Raw genomic sequence first — 16390 nt, 5'->3', positions numbered from 1 at the left:
ATCGTCATGTTCAGGAAAAAGAACGCCATTGCCGAAGTCAAACCACAGGGTCAGCTGGAATGGTACAGCGAGGTACCGCGCTCAATCCGCCTGCACAGCTCGATCGGTCTTGCCGTGCTGCTCGCCTCCTTCGGCGGGTTCGGCTACTGGGCTGGCACCGCGCCGCTCTCCTCCGCCATCATCGCCCAGGGCAGCTTCGTCGCCACCGGCAATAACAAGGTCGTGCAGCATCTGGAAGGTGGCATCATCAAGGAGATGATGGTCAGCGAAGGCGACACGGTCAAGGTAGGCGACGTGCTGCTCACACTCGACAAGACGACGGCGCTCGCCAACGAACGCATGTTGCAGCTGCGGCGGCTTCGGCTTGAGACCATCGTCACGCGCCTGCGCGCCGAAGCGCAGGGCGCAAAGAGCTTCAAGGTGCCAGACATCGTCATGAAGGAAGCCGGCGATCCGGATATCAACGCCATCATCCAGAGCCAGAACATCGTGTTCCATAGCAAACTCATCAAGCTCGAAGAGCAGTTGAACCTGATCGAGAAGAACATCAGGTCGCTGGAGTTTCGTTATGCGGGTTATGACGGGCAGAAGCAGTCCTTTGACCGGCAACTCGCGCTTCTCACACAGGAACGCGATTCCAAGGATAGGCTGGCCAAGGATGGTGTCATCCGCAAGACCGACATGCTGGCGCTGGAGCGCGCCATTGCCGATGCGATGGGAGACATTGCCCGTCTGAGCGGCGAAATGAACCAGAGCGAAGCGGAAATCGCCAAATTCAAGCAGGAAGCGATCATTGCAGTCAACGCCAACAAGCAGGCGGCGCTTGACGCGCTGGAGACGGCGGAGTCCGATCTTGACAGCGTGCGCGAACAGGTCCGTGGGGCCGCCGAAGTGCTGGAGCGCACCGTCATCCGCTCCCCCGTCAACGGAACTGTCGTGCGCGCTTATTATCACACGCCCGGCGGCGTCATCACGACAGGCAAGCCGATCATGGAAATCCTGCCAGCCCATGTTCCGCTGATCCTCGAGGCGCAGGTGCTCAGAACCTCGATTGACCAGCTGCACGAGGGCCAGACGGCAGCGATCCGTCTTTCAGCGCTCAACCGCCGCACCACGCCGGTCCTGAACGGCAAGGTTTTTTATGTTTCCGCCGACAGCATCGAGGAGAACGCCGGTCTGCAGGTCAAGGATGTTTATATCGTGCGCGTGCAGGTGCCCGATGAGGAAATCGCCAAGGTCCATAATTTCCACCCGGTGCCGGGCATGCCGGCCGACGTATTGATCCAGACTTCGGAGCGTACTTTCTTCGAATATCTGACCAAGCCGATCGCTGACAGCATGTCCCGTGCTTTCAAGGAAAGATGAAGAAATATCAGTAACCTACCCTGTCTTTTCCGCGGCAGTCGGCATATGATGTCGAAGGATGTTTTGTCGGGGCAGGAGAAGCGTCATGGCGGCGATGTCGGATGTATTGCTGCTGGTCGGCAGGCTGAACTATGTGTGGACCAACACCGAGAGCCTGATGATCTATCTGATCGTCCACCTTTTGAAAGTGGACAAGGAGGCTGCCATCGTTGTGTTCCTCACCCTCAACACCACGCGGGCGCGCATGGATCTCATCGAACGCCTGGCAAAGCTTCCCTCCACCGACGCGAAGGACCGGAAGACTGTCCTCTCCATCATGGCGCGGCTGAAGAGGGAAGCGAAGACGCGCAACAAATACAATCACTGCATCTATTCTTTTGACGAAAAGGGCGATATCGCCAGCACCCAGCTGATGCGTCTGGTGGAAGATGACAGCCAGGTCCGCTACGGCAAGGTCGAGCGCATGGACGAAAAGGAAATCGGCCAGCTCGAAAAATCAATCGCCGACATTGTCGAGGTCAGTAAGGACATGTGGAGCTTCATTCACGCCAGTCCACATGTCTCGGCGGATTATCTCTAGGGTCTGGTCTGCAGCCTCATGCCGATCGCGGGGTGAGTCTCACCGTTCCGCGCCGCCTTTACCGGAAGGCAAAGTTTTCCGGCCGCGAAATAAAGCAGGAACGAACCGATCTGATAGGGGAAGATGATGTCAATCTCCACGAAGGATCGCACCACGAACAGCGCGCAAATCGCAAAAAGGATAACGCCCTGCGGGTCGCTTCGACGCATCAGCACCGATCTCAGATGCCCCAGCAGCGTGCCGTAAAGCACCATGCCCAACAGGATCATGCCGACAAAGCCGTTTTCCACCACTGTCTCGATATAGGTATTGTGGAAATGGAAGCCGCTGCGGCCGGTGATGAAGAAGTCGTTCCACAACCGTTCGGCATCGGCAAACCCTGCGACCCAGAATCCCTGATAGCCGACCCCCAGGATCGGAGCCTGCTTTGCAGCCTCTATGCCCTGCTGCCAGAGATAGGTTCGGCCGGTCAGCGTCGAATCCTTGCCGAAGACACCGAGAATGGCATCTAACAGACCGAATTGCAGCGAAGCCACCGCAAGCAGTGCTCCGAGACCGCCGAGAGCAAAAAACATCATTTTACGGTTTGCGGGCGAAAGCATCCCGATCGGGATAAAACCGATGATGAGGGCGACAACGGCCGCGGTGGTGATGGCGGAGGTGGCAGATTGGGATGCGATGAGACTATAGGCCGACAAGAGTCCCGTCACGCCTGCAATCGGCAGCCAGATGCCCCTTTGCTTCAGTACCAGCACAGACGAGGCAGCAAAAATGACGCCCAGCGACGCATAGAAACCGAGCTGGTTTTTGGATGAGAAGGCACCGACGAAACTGTAGGTCCCATCAAGCGCGTCAAAAAGATAGATGCCGAACAGAAGCGAATAGAGCAGGACGACGCCTATGCCAATCAGAGCGCCCCGCGTCAGGGTGCGGATTGAAATCACGCGCATGGCAACCAGCGCGCAGACGATATGGGTAAGGTATTGAATGGAGGCGCGCATGGTTACAGACACCGCCTCCGACCAGAAGCTGGACAGGACGGTAAGAATGCTGAAGGCGAAAATCCACAGGTAACGTGGATAATTGCCGAGCACGCGCCGGTAGTCGACCGCCACTAACGGCAACCACATGCCATAATAGGCCAGAACCGAGACTTGCCCGAAACGCGACGAATAGGCGAAGACGAAGAATGACAGCGCAACGGCCGTCATTCCATAAATCTCATTGCGTTCGGGATCGATCAGCGCCGACTTGGCGATCCGCATTGAAACCTCACTGCATCAGGATTTCGGAAGAGACCTTGATGACGTCGCCGGGCTGAAGCAAGGCATTTTCATCGACTTTCAACTCCTTCGGCTTGCCGTTTTCTTCACGCACCACGACATAGCTTATCGTCGCGGACTTACCCGATGGATCGAAGCGGATCGCCTCGGCCGATTGCGCCAGTGCCTCCGACATCAGTTCGCGACTGGTGGTCAGCTGCAGATTGAGCTTGTCGAGTTCCGCTTCCGTATCCTGCAACTCCTTGGAGCGCTGCGCCACCCAGTCGTTGCGCAGGTTGATCTCGTCCTGGGTTGCCTTGTTGATATCCTGTTTTGCGCGCAGCGACTGCGTGTCGATATCGAGGAGGGTGGATTCCACCTCGGCCGCACGTTCTTCTGCCGAAATGCGCCGCTGCGACAAGGCAAGGCCTTGCTCGTTCAGCCTGTTGACGCGGTCGCGGTCTTCATTGGCGAGTTGAAGCTGCCGGTTCTGCGTTTCGGACTTTTTCTTCAGGGATTCGACTTCGCTCTGCAAAAGCGCGTGCAAGTCCGTCAGCGCTTTGAGCTGAAGTGTATAACGCTCGGTCCGCGATTTCATCAGCGCGCTTTCGCTGGCGAGAAGCGTGTCGATCTCGGCGATCTTTTCCATCTCCGGCGTCTTGGTAATCGTCTGATCGCCCTTTACCTCGGCGATCAACCGCGCCTGGCGGGCAAGCAGCCTTGCCCGCTGGTTATCATAGACCGCGGCGTCACCACGTGCATTGATGAAGTCGCGGGCAAAACGCTGTCCGGCGTCGGACCTCCGCAAGCCGCCTGCAAGACTGACAGCCTTCAGCACCGTAATGTTGGGGGCATAGGGATATTCACCCGGTGTCTGCACATCGCCACTCAGAAAGATCGGCCGGAACTGGGCGATCTCCACGGAGGCCGAAGGCAGGTTGCGGAGGGCGAACTTGCTCTGAAGCTGAGCACCGATCTGGTCGCTCACCTCGGAAGGCGTCTTGCCTGCGACGTCGAGCTGACCGATGAAGGGCAAGGACAGCGTACCGGAGGGCCCGACGGAATAGTCGCCGTTGATGACATCCCAGTTGCGGATGCTGCCGTCGGCCGGTTGCCATTCGGCAACGCGGATACGCAGCTTGTCCGCGGTACCGAGCTTATATTGAGCGCCATCCGCAGCCATTGCGGAAAGCGGCGCGGAAAAAGCGACGGTAGCAGCAAGAACGAGGGCCACAAACGGGCGGTGGGCGGCGGAAAAGCCGTTCATCGGGAAACTCCCTGTTAGCGGATCGCCATACAGGCGATCAGGCCGTCGCGCGACCGGCAAGGCGGCGCCGCAAGAAGCGGCCGGTATGATTAGCACCAATGACGCACCCGAAGACCGGACTTGGGATCCCGGTCAGGGTGCGTGTCGAAGCGAAGATCGATATAGCCGAACTCAATATCGGTTTTCAGTAGCTTCCGCGTGACAAGCACACGGCGGGAATGGTCTTGACGATGATGAATACATCCTGCCGCATCGACCAGTTCTGGACATATTGTGTGTCGAAGGCAACGCGGGTCTTGTAAGACACGTCGTTACGGCCGCTGATCTGCCACAGGCCGGTCAGACCCGGGCGGGTGCTGAGATAATAGGCGGCAGCGCTTTCATAGTAGCTCAGCTCCTCGTCCACGACGGGACGCGGACCAACCACACTCATTTCACCACGAAGGATGTTAATGAGCTGCGGCAATTCATCAAGGGAGAGCTTGCGCAGCACGGCGCCAACGGCCGTAACACGCGGATCGTTCTTGAGCTTGCGGGTAGCCCGCCATTCCTCGGCGGCCTCCGGATTGGCGGCAAGATATTGCCGCAGGATCTCATCGCCGTTCATCGCCATCGTCCTGAATTTCAGGCAATGGAAATAGCGGCCATTATGTCCCACACGACGGTGACCATAAAAGATCGGACCGGGGTCGGACATCTTCACCAGAACGGCGATCAGCAGGAATATCGGGCTGAAGATGAGCAGCGCAAGAGCAGCCGATGTCATATCGAAGCTGCGTTTTGCGATGCCCCCGATAGGGAAACTGACATCGAAATCTTCGGAGCTGCTGAGTGTCTGTTCAGCCGATTGGGTCGCGGACTTCATAGAGAGAACTCCATTTATGTTTTGCGATTGGTCGGTGCCCGGAGGCGCGTCTTTCCGTCTAAAGGAGATAACAAGTCTGTGTTCGGAATTTGATGCTAATGGATTTTTTGTAAGGCACTTTGCCCATAACCGTCTATGCGATTTCTTGCGTGAGCGGCCGATCAACGTCCGGGCAATATTAACAGTTGCATAAAAAAGCAACAAATGTGCTGGACGCCATGTCTTGAGAGCATGGGTGACGCCGTCGCATGTATTGGTTTTTGTGCAAGCGATCGCCTTTTCTTATGTGTTTCTTATAACTTGGCGAGATGAGACAGGAACGTTAAGAACAGCGCGGCATATAACAGACTATTAAATTTTTTTGCGGCGCAGCAAGATTGTGGCAATGCATATAAAATTTGACATATTGGCTGGGATTTTTTGCCCCCTACCTGCACCTCGCCAAGAAAAAGCGATAGAAAAATCGCTAAAAGGCGGCAAAGGCGGCAAAAGAGTGGCGAGAAACTGCATTATTGTCATGGCAGCCACGCAAAAACCGCATAGCTGACGGCCTCTTTTTTTGAACGCAGTCCTTCGAGCCTGTCCTGGAGGTGGTTCCAGGCCCTAATTTGGGGAATCAGAAGGTCGGCGGTGTGCAGGCGCTGATGACCTCACAGGCCACCGGTCCGACGCAGCGGAAGCGATGTGGCCTTCGACTTTCGAAATAATAGGCATCACCCGGGCCGAGCACTCGCCTCTCCTCGTCCACCGTCACCTCCAGTCGCCCTGAAAGGATAATGCCGCCTTCTTCGCCATCATGGACCAAGGGCACCTTGCCGGTATCGGCGCCGGGCTGGTAGCACTCTTTCAGTATCTGCAGGCTACGGCCGAAGACATTCTCGCCCACCTGGCGAAACGAGATCGGGCCCTTGCCAATTTCAACCAGCTCGTCCGCCCGGTAAAAAGCCTTACGGCTCGTCTCGGGCTCAAAGGCGAAAAATTCGGCCAACCCTATCGGTATGCCATCCAGAATGCGTTTCAGCGCGCCCACGGAGGGGTTCGAGGTGTTCGATTCGATCAGGGAAATCGTAGAATTAGTGACACCAGCACGCCTTGCCAGTTCCCGTTGGGAAATATTGTGGCGCAGCCGCAGATGGCGCAAACGTCCCCCTATATCCACCGACATCCCGTCGCCCCCGTTGCCGTTGTTCGAAATATCGAAAACCCGTCTTCACGCTTACAGTATTTTCAATCACTTCGCCACATGGAGAAAAGGGCTTGTTCGGTGAAGAAAATAGCTTTCAATCGTCGGCCATGAACAGGAGAACCGTGATGGACAACCCGAGCCGATCTAATTCCACATCGCTTGACAGCTACTGGATGCCTTTTACCGCCAACCGGCAGTTCAAAGCCAATCCCCGTCTGCTGGCGAGCGCCGAAGGCATGTATTACACCAGCAATGATGGCCGTCAGGTTCTCGACGGAACGGCTGGCCTCTGGTGCGTTAATGCCGGCCACGGACGCCAGCAGATTGCCTCCGCAGTGAAGCACCAGCTTTCCATTATGGATTACGCACCTTCATTCCAGATGGGTCACCCGGTCGCATTCGAATTTGCCGAACGGCTGGCGGAAATCGCCCCCGGCCCGGAAGGCGGCAAACTGGACCGCGTCTTCTACACTGGTTCGGGATCGGAATCGGTCGATACGGCGCTGAAAATCGCGATCGCCTATCAGCGCGCCATCGGCCAGGGAACGCGCAGCCGCCTCATCGGCCGCGAACGTGGGTATCACGGTGTCGGTTTCGGCGGCATTTCCGTGGGCGGCCTCGTCAACAACCGCCGCGTCTTCCCGCAAATCCCCGCCGACCATCTGCGTCACACCCACGATCTTACGAAGAACAGCTTCGTTAAGGGCCAGCCAGAGCACGGCGCCGAGCTCGCGGACGATCTGGAACGGTTGGTCGCCCTGCACGGTGCGGAAACCATCGCCGCCTGCATCGTGGAACCCGTGGCGGGCTCCACCGGTGTCCTCGTGCCACCGAAAGGCTATCTGGAACGCCTGCGCACCATCTGCGACAAGCACGGCATTCTGCTGATCTTCGATGAGGTCATCACCGGTTTCGGACGCATGGGCTCATCCTTCGCCAGCAATTACTTCGGCGTGACGCCCGATATCGTCACCACGGCGAAGGGGCTCACAAATGGAGCTATCCCCATGGGCGCGGTATTCACCAGCCGCGAGGTTCATGATGCCTTGATGCATGGCCCCGAAAGCCAGATAGAACTGTTCCATGGCTATACCTATTCCGGCCATCCTGTCGCCTGCGCCGCAGGCATCGCAACGCTGGACATCTATCGCGACGAGGGCCTCTTCACCCGCGCCTCCGAATTGCAAGACGCCTGGCACGATGCCATTCATTCGCTCAAGGGCTCGCCCAACGTCATCGACATCCGCACCATCGGTTTCATCGCCGGCATAGAACTCCAGCCGCGCGACGGCGCGATCGGCGCCCGTGCCTATGATGTCTTTGTGGATTGCTTCGAACGTGGCCTGCTCATTCGCGTCACCGGCGACATCATTGCTCTTTCGCCGCCGCTGATCGCCGAAAAATCCCATTTCGACGACATCGTTTCCATTCTCGGCGACGCGCTGAAAAGAGCAGAATAACTGCATCTATCAAGAAGGCTGCAATCTAAATTGCAGCCTTTTTCACTTTTCTACCAGTAACATGGAAAGTTCCTGAATCGAGCGCAGGCCGCCCTCGCCCGTGGGACGCTCATATGTGCCCTGTCAGATGACCATGCGGCCGGGACCGGCGCTTGAGCTTGGCCAGGCGGCTGGCGATGGACGCGCCTTTTCGACAAGGGGCTCTCTTTTCAGATCGTTCTGCTAGTGCCACGCCGGCGAAGCGTATCGGCAACCGTATGGATATGCGCAGCGCCAATACCGCAACAGCCGCCGATCAGGGTGGCGCCTGCATCTGCCCAGGAGCAGGCGAAGCGGGAATAGACATCATCCGTCAGATCCGCTCTCGTGCCGTGCAGCCCCTCATTGGCGGCGGAGTCGCCCTGTTCGCCTTCGAAGGCATTGGCATAGACGCCAATATCCAGAGCAACACCCTTTTCCTTGAAGACGGCGGATGCGGTTTCCACGGCAGCCCTCATCACTTCCGGCTTGCTGCAGTTGAAGAGCAGCGCTGCGGCACCTGATCCGGCGGCCCATTCGGCGGCGGAGCGCACGGTCTCGCCGGAACGCAGCTTCGGCTCCGCACCGTTCACTTGAGCAGGTTCGTCGTTCAGCGTGAAGGAAATCCAAAAAGGCTTGCCCGTCTCGGCCACCGCCTGCCGCACCGCCTCACCCTCAGCGATAAGGCTCAGGGTCTCTCCAAGCCAGACATCCACATGTGGCTGAAGATTTTCGACCAGCACCTTCAGATAGTCCTGAACGCGAGAGGGATCGAAATTTTCTGGCTCGTAGGAACCAAAGATCGGAGGAAGCGAGCCGGCCACGGTCACGTTACGTTTCGAAGCCTCCGCCGCTTCACGCGCCAGGCGACCGGAAAGGGCGATCAGTGAAGCACCTTCTTTGTCGAATCGGTATTCGCCGATATGAAAAGGGACCAGCGCATAGGAATTGGTGGTCACCACATCCGCGCCGGCCTCGATGAATTCCGCATGCACCTGGCGGACGATGTCCGGGGCGTTGATGAGCGCGAGCGCCGACCACTCGGGCTGCTTCAGCTCAGCGCCCAGCCGCTGCAATTCACGGCTCATGCCACCGTCCAGAATACGAATATCGCTCATGAGAACTCCTTGATAGACTATCGGCGCACCGGCACCTGCGCCTCGATTAAACCGAAGCAGCGGGCAATGATGGCGGTGAGGATGAGATAAAAAATCGTCACGACGAAAAGCGGCTCGTAGACCAGCAGCGTGTCCTGCCGCACCTTGTAGGCGACGGCATAAAGATCCATGACTGTCACCGTGAACGCAAGCGGCGTGGCTTTCAGCTGCATCACCACTTCACCCGCGATCGTCGGGAGCGCCGCGCGGATCGCACGCGGCAGCCAGATGCGACGCGCCAGCGTGAAGCGGCTCATGCCGAAGGCCCTACCCGCCTCGAGTTCGCCTTTTGGAACGCCCAGCAACGCACCACGAAGAACTTCGGCTTCATAGGCTGCGTAGTTCAGCGTGAAGCTGACCGCCGCAAAAAAGAAACCTTCGCGCAGCACCGGCCACAGAAAGCTTTGCCGCAGCCCCGGCACCATGGGCAAGAGCGACCCCACGCCGTAATAGAGCAGCCAGAGCTGTATCAGCAGCGGCGTGCCCCGAAAAAAGGTGCAATAACCACGCGCGAGAAGCCGGGTCATTCGGCCGCCGCTGACCTGCGCGAAGGCAAGTCCGATGGCGAGAACGAAACCGCAGCAGACGGAGATCACGAGCAGGGCGATCGTCTGCCATGCGCCGGAGAGAAGAAGCGGCCAGTATTTCCCGACCCAGGAAAAATCCATCGCCAATCTCCCTCACGCCAGACTGGGCTGACCACGGCGCACGTGCCGTTCGATCTGCCTGAAGATGAAATTGGAGACGAGGGTGATCGCCAGATACATCAGGGCCGCAGCCATGAAGAACAGGAAATACTGCTTGGTACTTGCACCGGCGAGCCGGGTCGCGAGCGCCAGTTCCTGATACCCCACAACGGCGACAAGCGCACTGTCCTTGGTGACGGCGAGCCACAGGTTGGAAAGCCCCGGCAGGGCATTGGGCAAAAGCGCCGGCAAAACGACACGACGAAACCGCAGGAGGGGAGACATGCCGAAAGCCCTTGCCGCTTCGATCTGGCCGTTGGGGATCGCCATTATCGCCCCGCGCAGCACTTCCGTCATGTAGGCGCCCTGCACGAAGCCCAGAACCGCCACTGCTGCTATGAAGCCGTTGACCTCGAGCACCGGCAATCCGGCCAGCTGCAGCAGGCGATTGAGCCCGTCGGTTCCGGCATAATAAAGCCCGACAATCAGGATCAGTTCCGGCACGGAGCGGATGAGCGTGGTGTAGAGATTGAGGACGGTTTCGAGCACGCGGTTGCCCGAAAGCTTGCCCAAGGCGCCCAACATGCCGATGACGATGCCGATGAGATAGGCCCCGGCCGAGATGGCAAGCGTCGCTGCAGCACCCGTCAACAGGGTACCACCCCATCCCGGAGGATAGGGCGACAGAAGCTGCAACATTGTATCCAGGCTTGCCATCTGCCGAACCCGACCCGGATTACTTCGCGCCGTAGATATCGAAGCTGAAGTACTTCCTGGTGATCTCATCATATTTGCCGCTGGCGCGGACGGCGGCGATGGCGGCGTTCAGCTTCTGCTTCAGTTCGGTGTCGTCCTTGCGCACGCCACCCGAAACGCCAAGTCCGAGGATTTCCGGGTCGTCAGCAACATTGCCGGCATCCGCGCAGCAATCCTTGCCGGCATCGCTTTTCAGAAAAGTGTCGAGAACAAGTGAGTCACCAAAGACGTAATCGATACGACCCGCAGCCAGATCCTGAAACGCCTCATCCAGCGTCTGGTAGGTTTTTTCGTCGGCTACATCCTTGAAATATTTTGCATAATAGGCAGACTGAATGGTGGCGACCTGGATACCGATGGTCTTGCCTTTCACGTCTTCAGCCGTTGCCCCCGGCTTTCCGTCCTTGGCCCCGATCAGCTTGCTCGGGGTATTGTAATATTTGTCGGTGAAGCCAATCACCTTCTGGCGCTCCTGCGTGTTGGACATGGAAGACCAGATCACATCGAATTTCTTGCTCTCAAGCGCGGGAATGAGACCGTCCCAGGATAGCGCGACGATGGAGCATTTCTCCTTCATCTCGGCGCAGACGGCATCCATCAGGTCGATTTCCCAGCCCTGCCACTTGCCGCTGGCGTCCTGCGCGAAGAAAGGCGGATAGCTTTCGTTCATGACGCCGAAGCGGACGTCTGCGCTGGCGGAGAGAGCGGACAGTGCGAAAGCCGCACCGGCCAGCATTGAGGCGAAGAATTTCATTTAAATCTCCTGTTACGAAAAAATCAGCTCGCGAGCGCGCCGGTGAATTCCCGGCACCTTGCACTCAGAGGATTGCCGAAGACCCGTTCCGGCGGTCCTTCTTCTTCCACGCGGCCTTGATGCAGAAACATGACATGGCTCGACACATCGCGCGCAAAACGCATCTCATGTGTCACCAGAAGCATGGTGCGGCCTTCCTCGGCGAGATCACGGATCACCTTCAACACCTCGCCGACCAGCTCCGGGTCCAGCGCCGAGGTGGGTTCGTCGAACAACATCACCGCCGGCTCCACGCAGAGCGCGCGGGCTATGGCTGCCCTCTGCTGCTGACCGCCGGACAAGAACGCCGGATAAGTATCCTTCTTCGCGTAAAGCCCGACCTTTTGCAGCAGCGCTTCAGCCTTCTCGATGGCTTCCGCACGTTTCACGCCCATCACATGCACCGGGGCTTCTATGATGTTCTCAAGTACAGTGCGGTGGGCCCATAGATTGAAATTCTGAAAGACCATGCCAAGACCGGTGCGCAAACGCTCCACCTGGCGCCAGCTCTGCGGCATGGCCTTGCCGTCCCGACCGTACTTCACGACCACTTCCTCGCCATTCACGATCACGCGGCCACGATCCGGAACTTCGAGAAAATTGACGCATCTGAGGAAGGTGCTCTTGCCGGAGCCTGAGGAGCCAATGACGGAAATGACGTCCCCTTTGTGCGCCTTGAGCGAAATACCTTTCAGAACCTCGTGAGAACCAAAGCTCTTGTGGATATCGTCAACCGCCAATGCGCAGGGAACGTCAGTAGTCATCAAAGGGTCCGGGTCATGTCAATAGCTGCGCACATCTAGCAAAATGCGCGTTTTCTGACGCGGAAATAACCGCTCTATTGCATCTCGGAAAGGAAAAAACATTCCTGCCAACGGAAAAGAAAGAAAATTGCGATCAACTGCCGATATCCGGCCACCGTTCTCCGCACAGCCTTACGGCGCAATCGGAGAGATATCACTGCGGAAATACCGCTATTGCGGGGATGCGCCGCGTCCTTCGGCCACGTCAACCGGCGGCGCCTGATTTTGCTGATCTCCTTTCACACCAAACTCGCATAACGCCAACCGGCGCATCGTCGCGAGCAACTCGAGGTCGATGGCTGCGCCATCATCCTTCAGCAGAGAATCCTGAAGAGTTTTGCGTATCGTCTTTTCCACGAGTTTGGCCTGCAACGTCTCATCTAATGTGAAACGGGCGGCCCACCGAACCAGAATTCGTCGTAGCAGACACTATTCGAAATTTGACGGATACAACATATGTGCATCTCCGCAAAAAGCAGGCGGGAGCACATAGTAACCCTCAGTTACCACCGCCTACGAATTCGGTTGGTGGCAATGTATGAACCATAGCATCATTCGGATCGAAGTCGACCCGTGAATTCTGGCCCGTACAGAGTGCCCGCCTCGCATGGACATCATCCCGAGGCGATGCGTCAACTCCTGCAACCGGCAAAGCCGTTCAAGCGGGCTTTTCTTTCGCCCCGAGGAACATTTCTTGCCCATCACGGTTGGTGGTGCCTCAACCATCAGGAGGCTCAACAATGAAGACCATTCTTTCCCTCGCGTTCGCGCTCGTCGCCGGAACTGCTTTGGCGCAATCCGCGACGGAATCCACTGGCGTCAATTCCGCACTCGGCGTCGCGCCAAAAACCGAGGATTTCATCTTGCAGGCCTCGGCAAGCGATATCTTCGAAATTGAATCAAGCAAACTCGCCCTCACCAAAGGAAACGAGGAAACCAAAGCCTTTGCGCAGCAAATGATCACCGAGCATGAGAAAACCAGTTCGGAACTGAAAACCCTGTTATCCGGCGGCAAGGTGAACGGGACACCGGTCACCGCTCTGACAGATGATCACAAGGAAGAGGTAGACGACCTCGCAAAACTCGACGGCAACGAGTTCAACGAAGAATATATCGATGACCAGGTCGATGCGCATGAAGACGCCGTTGATCTTTTCAAGCGCTACGCCGAAGGCGGCGATAATCCGGAGCTGAAGGCGTGGGCGGCAAAAACACTACCGGCGCTCCAGCATCATCTGGAAATGGCCCAGGGCCTCGACAAAAACTAACGATAAATGGCTGCTGGTGATCTTTGTGTGATGGAGAAGCTGGCGCGACACGGCTAGGCTCGCACCCAGACGTGCGAGTTGATCAGGCGGCGCGCCGGCGAAATTCTTCAGGCCGGATCCCGGCAGCAGAACTTCATAATCCTCCGCGCGTTCATCGCAAGAAGGACGGCTGAAAAATGAACGATGCGAACACCCGAAACTACACTATCGAACAGATTCAGGAAGTATATGCGTTGAGCTTGGTGCAGGCGGCAGAACTGTTTGAACGGTTTGCAGGTGATAAGGCGGCCATCGACAGAATGATGAAGCGCTGTCCGCACAGGGAGGATAAAGAACAACGCTAGGTGCCGACGCTTATCGGCGCAGCGAAAATTCGTGTTTCCGATCTTGATCCGGGGCGCCGCCGCCCCAATATTTTTCAGGCTTCTTGATCTGGTTGTTTAAGATTGGAGGTAAAGATGAACAGCCCGGAAGTTTTGTTTAGAGCACCTGTTCGGGTGCGCATGCAATGCGGCCTTGAGAGATCGTTTCTCAGCGTTTACGACGCCCTGGATTTTCTGGAAAACGAATGGCCGCTTCGCCGTGGTGAACGCTATAAGCGGGCCGTGCAAAAATGCCGCGCCGCGCTGTCCAGGCTCGAAGCCGCGGAAGTGGCACGGGAAGCATTCATCTCCGCCTGCCTTGAGGCGAGCATGCCTCTGGTTATGGCCGGTCCGGTCCATTTAGATGAAATGTTGCCCATGAGCCGCGCAGTCGGCTAGAGGGCTGTGCCAGAACACATTTCCTGGCTAAGTCCCGCTGTTCCGGCGGGGCACCGGTAGCGTGCTGCGTCGTTTACCTGCGAGGTGCAACGCCATGAATGATACCGACAGCGGACCGCCCGACGCGGTTGGCCGCCGTTGCCGGCGGCCCACATCTCTTGGGTCAGTAGGTCTGCATCGGCTGTGACAAACCGTCACCGACCGCGCCGTTGCCATATTGCGCGACAGGCACGCCTTCCTGACCAATCGGCACACCCTGCTGTGCGGGACCGAGCGCTGTCACCACAATCGGCGTCCCATCGGGCACGCGATTGTAGAGATCGACTATGTCCTGGTTCAGCAGGCGAACGCAGCCCGAAGACACGGATTTGCCAATTGTCCACCATTCGGGCGAGCCGTGCAGACGATAGATCGTGTCCTTACCATCCTTGAAGATATAAAGTGCACGCGCACCAAGCGGATTCTTGAGACCCGGCTCCATGCCGCCATTGCGGCTGCTATAAGGCTCCAGCTCCGGCTGACGGGCGATCATTTCGTCTGGCGGTGTCCAGCGCGGCCATTGCCGCTTGTACTGGATGACGCCGCGGCCCGACCACTCGAAGCCTGCGCGGCCAAGCCCCACGCCGTAACGCATTGCCTGCCCGTTTTCATAGGTCAGATAAAGGAAATGGTTGGCAGTATCGACCACGATCACGCCGGGGCGCTCGCCGGTAGGGTTCGCCACCATCTGCCGCAGGAACTGGCGCGGAATGCGCTTATAGGGAATTTCCGGCAGCGGGAACTGCTCGTCCGGTTTAGGGCCGTACATCAGCGCATACATCGGATCTTCCGCGGGAGCGGCCGGCCTCGCGGTTTCACGTGCCGTGGTGTTGCAACCCGCAAGTCCGGCAAGTGCCAAACCGCCTGCTCCAAGCAGGAAACCCCGCCGGGTCGTCATCGTCTCGTTCAATTGAAAAACCTCATTTACGTCATCTCACCCTGGCAAAGGGATCTGCCAGCGCCGCCTCGGGGCGGCTTATAGGGTACTTCGTGCCGGAAACCTGCGATGCCATTGCCTTGGCGCCGCTCGATTTCAGTATTGCCCGGAAGCTCGGATGCATGCCGCCGTCTACATACGCGCTGAGGGGGGCGGAAGTTCCCTCGCTCATCGCCGCGGCAAGTTTTTGTTGCTCCTCGGCCAGCCTCGATGCCACCAGCGGGTCATTCTGGTTGACGGCCGGCGGGCAGGCTGCCAGCGGATCGGCAGGCTCGCCTTCGGCAAATTCACTATTGAAGACATAACGGCGGCCGCAGACGGAGACCTTGGGCTGGCGCCGCGTCACCTCGAAATAATCGTAACCTTCCTTCAGCGTCTTCCAGAAGGGCATGTTGGGATCGTTCCGGTGAGCCACCATGTTCCTTGCGGTCATGCGGAAGGGATAGGCCTGGACCTGGAAGCGGTCCTGCCCACCCTGCAGCGCACGCGCGACAATGGCATAGATCTCACCCACCTGCGCGTCTGTCATCGCGTAGCAGCCGGAAGACGAACAGGCGCCGTGCACCATCAGCGCCTCGCCGGTATAGCCGAGCGCGGATTCCAGCCGGTTGGGGTAACCGAGATTGAATGAGACGTAATATTGCGAATTCGGGTTCAACATGCCGGCCGACACATGATAAAAACCCTCCGGCGCCTGACGGTCCCCCGTTTTCATCTTCGGCCCGAGTTTTCCGGACCAGCGACACATGGGATATGTCTTCAGCAACGCATAATTGCCGGTCTTGTCGATCTTCCAGACCTCGAGCTCGCTCTCCTGCTTGAAGATGCGAACGAGAACCGGACTTTCCGGACGCATGCTTTTGGCTGACATCTGCGCCATCATCTTGGACGACAGCTTCGGCGGGTCTTTTTTCACGCTGTCGAGACCCATTGAGGTGCACGCGGCAAGGCTACCGCCGATCGCGATGACCGCAGCCACTCTTGCCCCCGTCTTGAACTTTTGCCTCAACCCCGCCACCGCGAAGTTCAGCACAGCCTGCATACCCATGGATATTGCTGCCCGCCTGATTTGCCCGCCTTTTCGGCAGACGCTTAACTATCGAAGGTGGCCACAACACGGCAACCTCATCCATGGACAAAGTCTCGTGAACAGACGTTACCCTTTCGTTAATCATAGGGACACAAGC

General features: G+C 57.8%; 18 protein-coding genes. 6 read left to right on the top strand and 12 right to left on the bottom strand.

Going from position 1 to position 16390, the window contains the following annotated elements; all coding sequences use genetic code 11:
* Positions 1 to 6 precede the first annotated feature (6 nt).
* Together ACZ47E_RS16925 and ACZ47E_RS16920 are read left to right on the top strand one after the other, a co-directional pair.
* The gene (locus tag ACZ47E_RS16925) at positions 7 to 1365 is read left to right on the top strand and encodes an HlyD family type I secretion periplasmic adaptor subunit (protein WP_022563651.1); all 1359 of its coding nucleotides are present in this window, start codon (positions 7 to 9) and stop codon (positions 1363 to 1365) included.
* An 85-nt stretch (positions 1366 to 1450) separates the two neighbouring features.
* Positions 1451 to 1945 carry a hypothetical protein gene (locus ACZ47E_RS16920; protein ID WP_004438593.1) on the top strand — a complete coding sequence of 165 codons (495 nt, stop codon included), beginning with the start codon at positions 1451 to 1453 and terminating at the stop codon, positions 1943 to 1945.
* Here ACZ47E_RS16920 and ACZ47E_RS16915 read toward each other — a convergent pair.
* The 4 genes from ACZ47E_RS16915 to ACZ47E_RS16900 all read right to left on the bottom strand — a co-directional run bounded on the left by ACZ47E_RS16915 (position 1942) and on the right by ACZ47E_RS16900 (position 6504).
* Complete coding sequence (locus ACZ47E_RS16915) at positions 1942 to 3210, bottom strand: O-antigen ligase family protein (protein ID WP_034498243.1); 1269 nt, start codon at positions 3208 to 3210, stop codon at positions 1942 to 1944. The genes ACZ47E_RS16920 and ACZ47E_RS16915 overlap by 4 nt on opposite strands.
* 7 nt (positions 3211 to 3217) lie before the next feature.
* Positions 3218 to 4474: a polysaccharide biosynthesis/export family protein gene (locus ACZ47E_RS16910; RefSeq protein WP_022563649.1), complete on the bottom strand. Its 1257-nt coding sequence runs from the start codon at positions 4472 to 4474 to the stop codon at positions 3218 to 3220.
* A 184-nt stretch (positions 4475 to 4658) separates the two neighbouring features.
* Positions 4659 to 5339, bottom strand: coding sequence for a sugar transferase (locus ACZ47E_RS16905; RefSeq protein ID WP_004438583.1), 681 nt, complete (start codon positions 5337 to 5339; stop codon positions 4659 to 4661).
* Between the two features lie 616 nt (positions 5340 to 5955).
* A complete protein-coding gene (locus ACZ47E_RS16900) occupies positions 5956 to 6504 on the bottom strand; it encodes a cupin domain-containing protein (RefSeq protein ID WP_004438580.1) in 549 nt (182 codons plus the stop codon).
* Between the two features lie 146 nt (positions 6505 to 6650).
* Between ACZ47E_RS16900 and aptA the strand changes: the two genes are divergently transcribed.
* Positions 6651 to 7985: an omega-aminotransferase AptA gene (gene aptA / locus ACZ47E_RS16895; RefSeq protein ID WP_034498245.1), complete on the top strand. Its 1335-nt coding sequence runs from the start codon at positions 6651 to 6653 to the stop codon at positions 7983 to 7985.
* A gap of 209 nt (positions 7986 to 8194) precedes the next feature.
* Here the strand turns inward: aptA and ACZ47E_RS16890 are convergent, their stop codons facing one another.
* The 6 genes from ACZ47E_RS16890 to ACZ47E_RS16865 all read right to left on the bottom strand — a co-directional run bounded on the left by ACZ47E_RS16890 (position 8195) and on the right by ACZ47E_RS16865 (position 12570).
* Positions 8195 to 9121: a homocysteine S-methyltransferase family protein gene (locus tag ACZ47E_RS16890; protein WP_022563647.1), complete on the bottom strand. Its 927-nt coding sequence runs from the start codon at positions 9119 to 9121 to the stop codon at positions 8195 to 8197.
* Between the two features lie 17 nt (positions 9122 to 9138).
* Positions 9139 to 9828 carry an ABC transporter permease gene (locus tag ACZ47E_RS16885; RefSeq protein ID WP_022563646.1) on the bottom strand — a complete coding sequence of 230 codons (690 nt, stop codon included), beginning with the start codon at positions 9826 to 9828 and terminating at the stop codon, positions 9139 to 9141.
* 12 nt (positions 9829 to 9840) lie between these two features.
* Positions 9841 to 10563: an ABC transporter permease gene (locus ACZ47E_RS16880; protein WP_034498247.1), complete on the bottom strand. Its 723-nt coding sequence runs from the start codon at positions 10561 to 10563 to the stop codon at positions 9841 to 9843.
* A gap of 19 nt (positions 10564 to 10582) precedes the next feature.
* Positions 10583 to 11356, bottom strand: a complete 774-nt coding sequence (locus ACZ47E_RS16875) for a transporter substrate-binding domain-containing protein (RefSeq protein ID WP_022563644.1) — start codon at positions 11354 to 11356, stop codon at positions 10583 to 10585.
* A gap of 23 nt (positions 11357 to 11379) precedes the next feature.
* Positions 11380 to 12159 (bottom strand): ABC transporter ATP-binding protein, encoded by a 780-nt coding sequence (locus ACZ47E_RS16870; RefSeq protein ID WP_022563643.1) that lies wholly within the window; start codon positions 12157 to 12159, stop codon positions 11380 to 11382.
* A gap of 210 nt (positions 12160 to 12369) precedes the next feature.
* Entirely contained in the window at positions 12370 to 12570 is a 201-nt protein-coding gene (locus ACZ47E_RS16865) for a hypothetical protein (RefSeq protein ID WP_022563642.1), read from the bottom strand.
* Positions 12571 to 12938: 368 nt separating this feature from the next.
* Between ACZ47E_RS16865 and ACZ47E_RS16860 the strand changes: the two genes are divergently transcribed.
* From ACZ47E_RS16860 to ACZ47E_RS16850, 3 genes are all read left to right on the top strand, one after another.
* The gene (locus tag ACZ47E_RS16860) at positions 12939 to 13466 is read left to right on the top strand and encodes a DUF4142 domain-containing protein (RefSeq protein ID WP_004438555.1); all 528 of its coding nucleotides are present in this window, start codon (positions 12939 to 12941) and stop codon (positions 13464 to 13466) included.
* A 176-nt stretch (positions 13467 to 13642) separates the two neighbouring features.
* Complete coding sequence (locus ACZ47E_RS16855; protein WP_022563641.1) at positions 13643 to 13810, top strand: hypothetical protein; 168 nt, start codon at positions 13643 to 13645, stop codon at positions 13808 to 13810.
* A gap of 114 nt (positions 13811 to 13924) precedes the next feature.
* Positions 13925 to 14227: a DUF982 domain-containing protein gene (locus ACZ47E_RS16850; protein ID WP_022563640.1), complete on the top strand. Its 303-nt coding sequence runs from the start codon at positions 13925 to 13927 to the stop codon at positions 14225 to 14227.
* Between the two features lie 163 nt (positions 14228 to 14390).
* Here the strand turns inward: ACZ47E_RS16850 and ACZ47E_RS16845 are convergent, their stop codons facing one another.
* A complete protein-coding gene (locus tag ACZ47E_RS16845) occupies positions 14391 to 15176 on the bottom strand; it encodes a L,D-transpeptidase (protein WP_022563639.1) in 786 nt (261 codons plus the stop codon).
* A gap of 19 nt (positions 15177 to 15195) precedes the next feature.
* On the bottom strand, positions 15196 to 16251 hold the full coding sequence (locus ACZ47E_RS16840; protein ID WP_464017064.1) for a L,D-transpeptidase family protein: 1056 nt from the start codon (positions 16249 to 16251) through the stop codon (positions 15196 to 15198).
* Between the last annotated feature and the right edge of the window lie 139 nt (positions 16252 to 16390).

The sequence above is a fragment of the Agrobacterium sp. 5Ca39 genome, assembly GCF_055382365.1.
This window is presented reverse-complemented; position numbering and strand designations above follow the sequence as displayed.

Bases quoted from the DNA above. Each gene is read 5' to 3' on its own strand.
- ACZ47E_RS16925 (WP_022563651.1), top strand. From the start codon at position 7: ATGTTCAGGAAAAAGAACGCCATTGCCGAAGTCAAACCACAGGGTCAG.
- ACZ47E_RS16920 (WP_004438593.1), top strand. From the start codon at position 1,451: ATGGCGGCGATGTCGGATGTATTGCTGCTGGTCGGCAGGCTGAACTAT.
- ACZ47E_RS16915 (WP_034498243.1), bottom strand. From the start codon at position 3,210: ATGCGGATCGCCAAGTCGGCGCTGATCGATCCCGAACGCAATGAGATT.
- ACZ47E_RS16910 (WP_022563649.1), bottom strand. From the start codon at position 4,474: ATGAACGGCTTTTCCGCCGCCCACCGCCCGTTTGTGGCCCTCGTTCTT.
- ACZ47E_RS16905 (WP_004438583.1), bottom strand. From the start codon at position 5,339: ATGAAGTCCGCGACCCAATCGGCTGAACAGACACTCAGCAGCTCCGAA.
- ACZ47E_RS16900 (WP_004438580.1), bottom strand. From the start codon at position 6,504: ATGTCGGTGGATATAGGGGGACGTTTGCGCCATCTGCGGCTGCGCCAC.
- aptA (WP_034498245.1), top strand. From the start codon at position 6,651: ATGGACAACCCGAGCCGATCTAATTCCACATCGCTTGACAGCTACTGG.
- ACZ47E_RS16890 (WP_022563647.1), bottom strand. From the start codon at position 9,121: ATGAGCGATATTCGTATTCTGGACGGTGGCATGAGCCGTGAATTGCAG.
- ACZ47E_RS16885 (WP_022563646.1), bottom strand. From the start codon at position 9,828: ATGGATTTTTCCTGGGTCGGGAAATACTGGCCGCTTCTTCTCTCCGGC.
- ACZ47E_RS16880 (WP_034498247.1), bottom strand. From the start codon at position 10,563: ATGGCAAGCCTGGATACAATGTTGCAGCTTCTGTCGCCCTATCCTCCG.
- ACZ47E_RS16875 (WP_022563644.1), bottom strand. From the start codon at position 11,356: ATGAAATTCTTCGCCTCAATGCTGGCCGGTGCGGCTTTCGCACTGTCC.
- ACZ47E_RS16870 (WP_022563643.1), bottom strand. From the start codon at position 12,159: ATGACTACTGACGTTCCCTGCGCATTGGCGGTTGACGATATCCACAAG.
- ACZ47E_RS16860 (WP_004438555.1), top strand. From the start codon at position 12,939: ATGAAGACCATTCTTTCCCTCGCGTTCGCGCTCGTCGCCGGAACTGCT.
- ACZ47E_RS16855 (WP_022563641.1), top strand. From the start codon at position 13,643: ATGAACGATGCGAACACCCGAAACTACACTATCGAACAGATTCAGGAA.
- ACZ47E_RS16850 (WP_022563640.1), top strand. From the start codon at position 13,925: ATGAACAGCCCGGAAGTTTTGTTTAGAGCACCTGTTCGGGTGCGCATG.
- ACZ47E_RS16840 (WP_464017064.1), bottom strand. From the start codon at position 16,251: ATGGGTATGCAGGCTGTGCTGAACTTCGCGGTGGCGGGGTTGAGGCAA.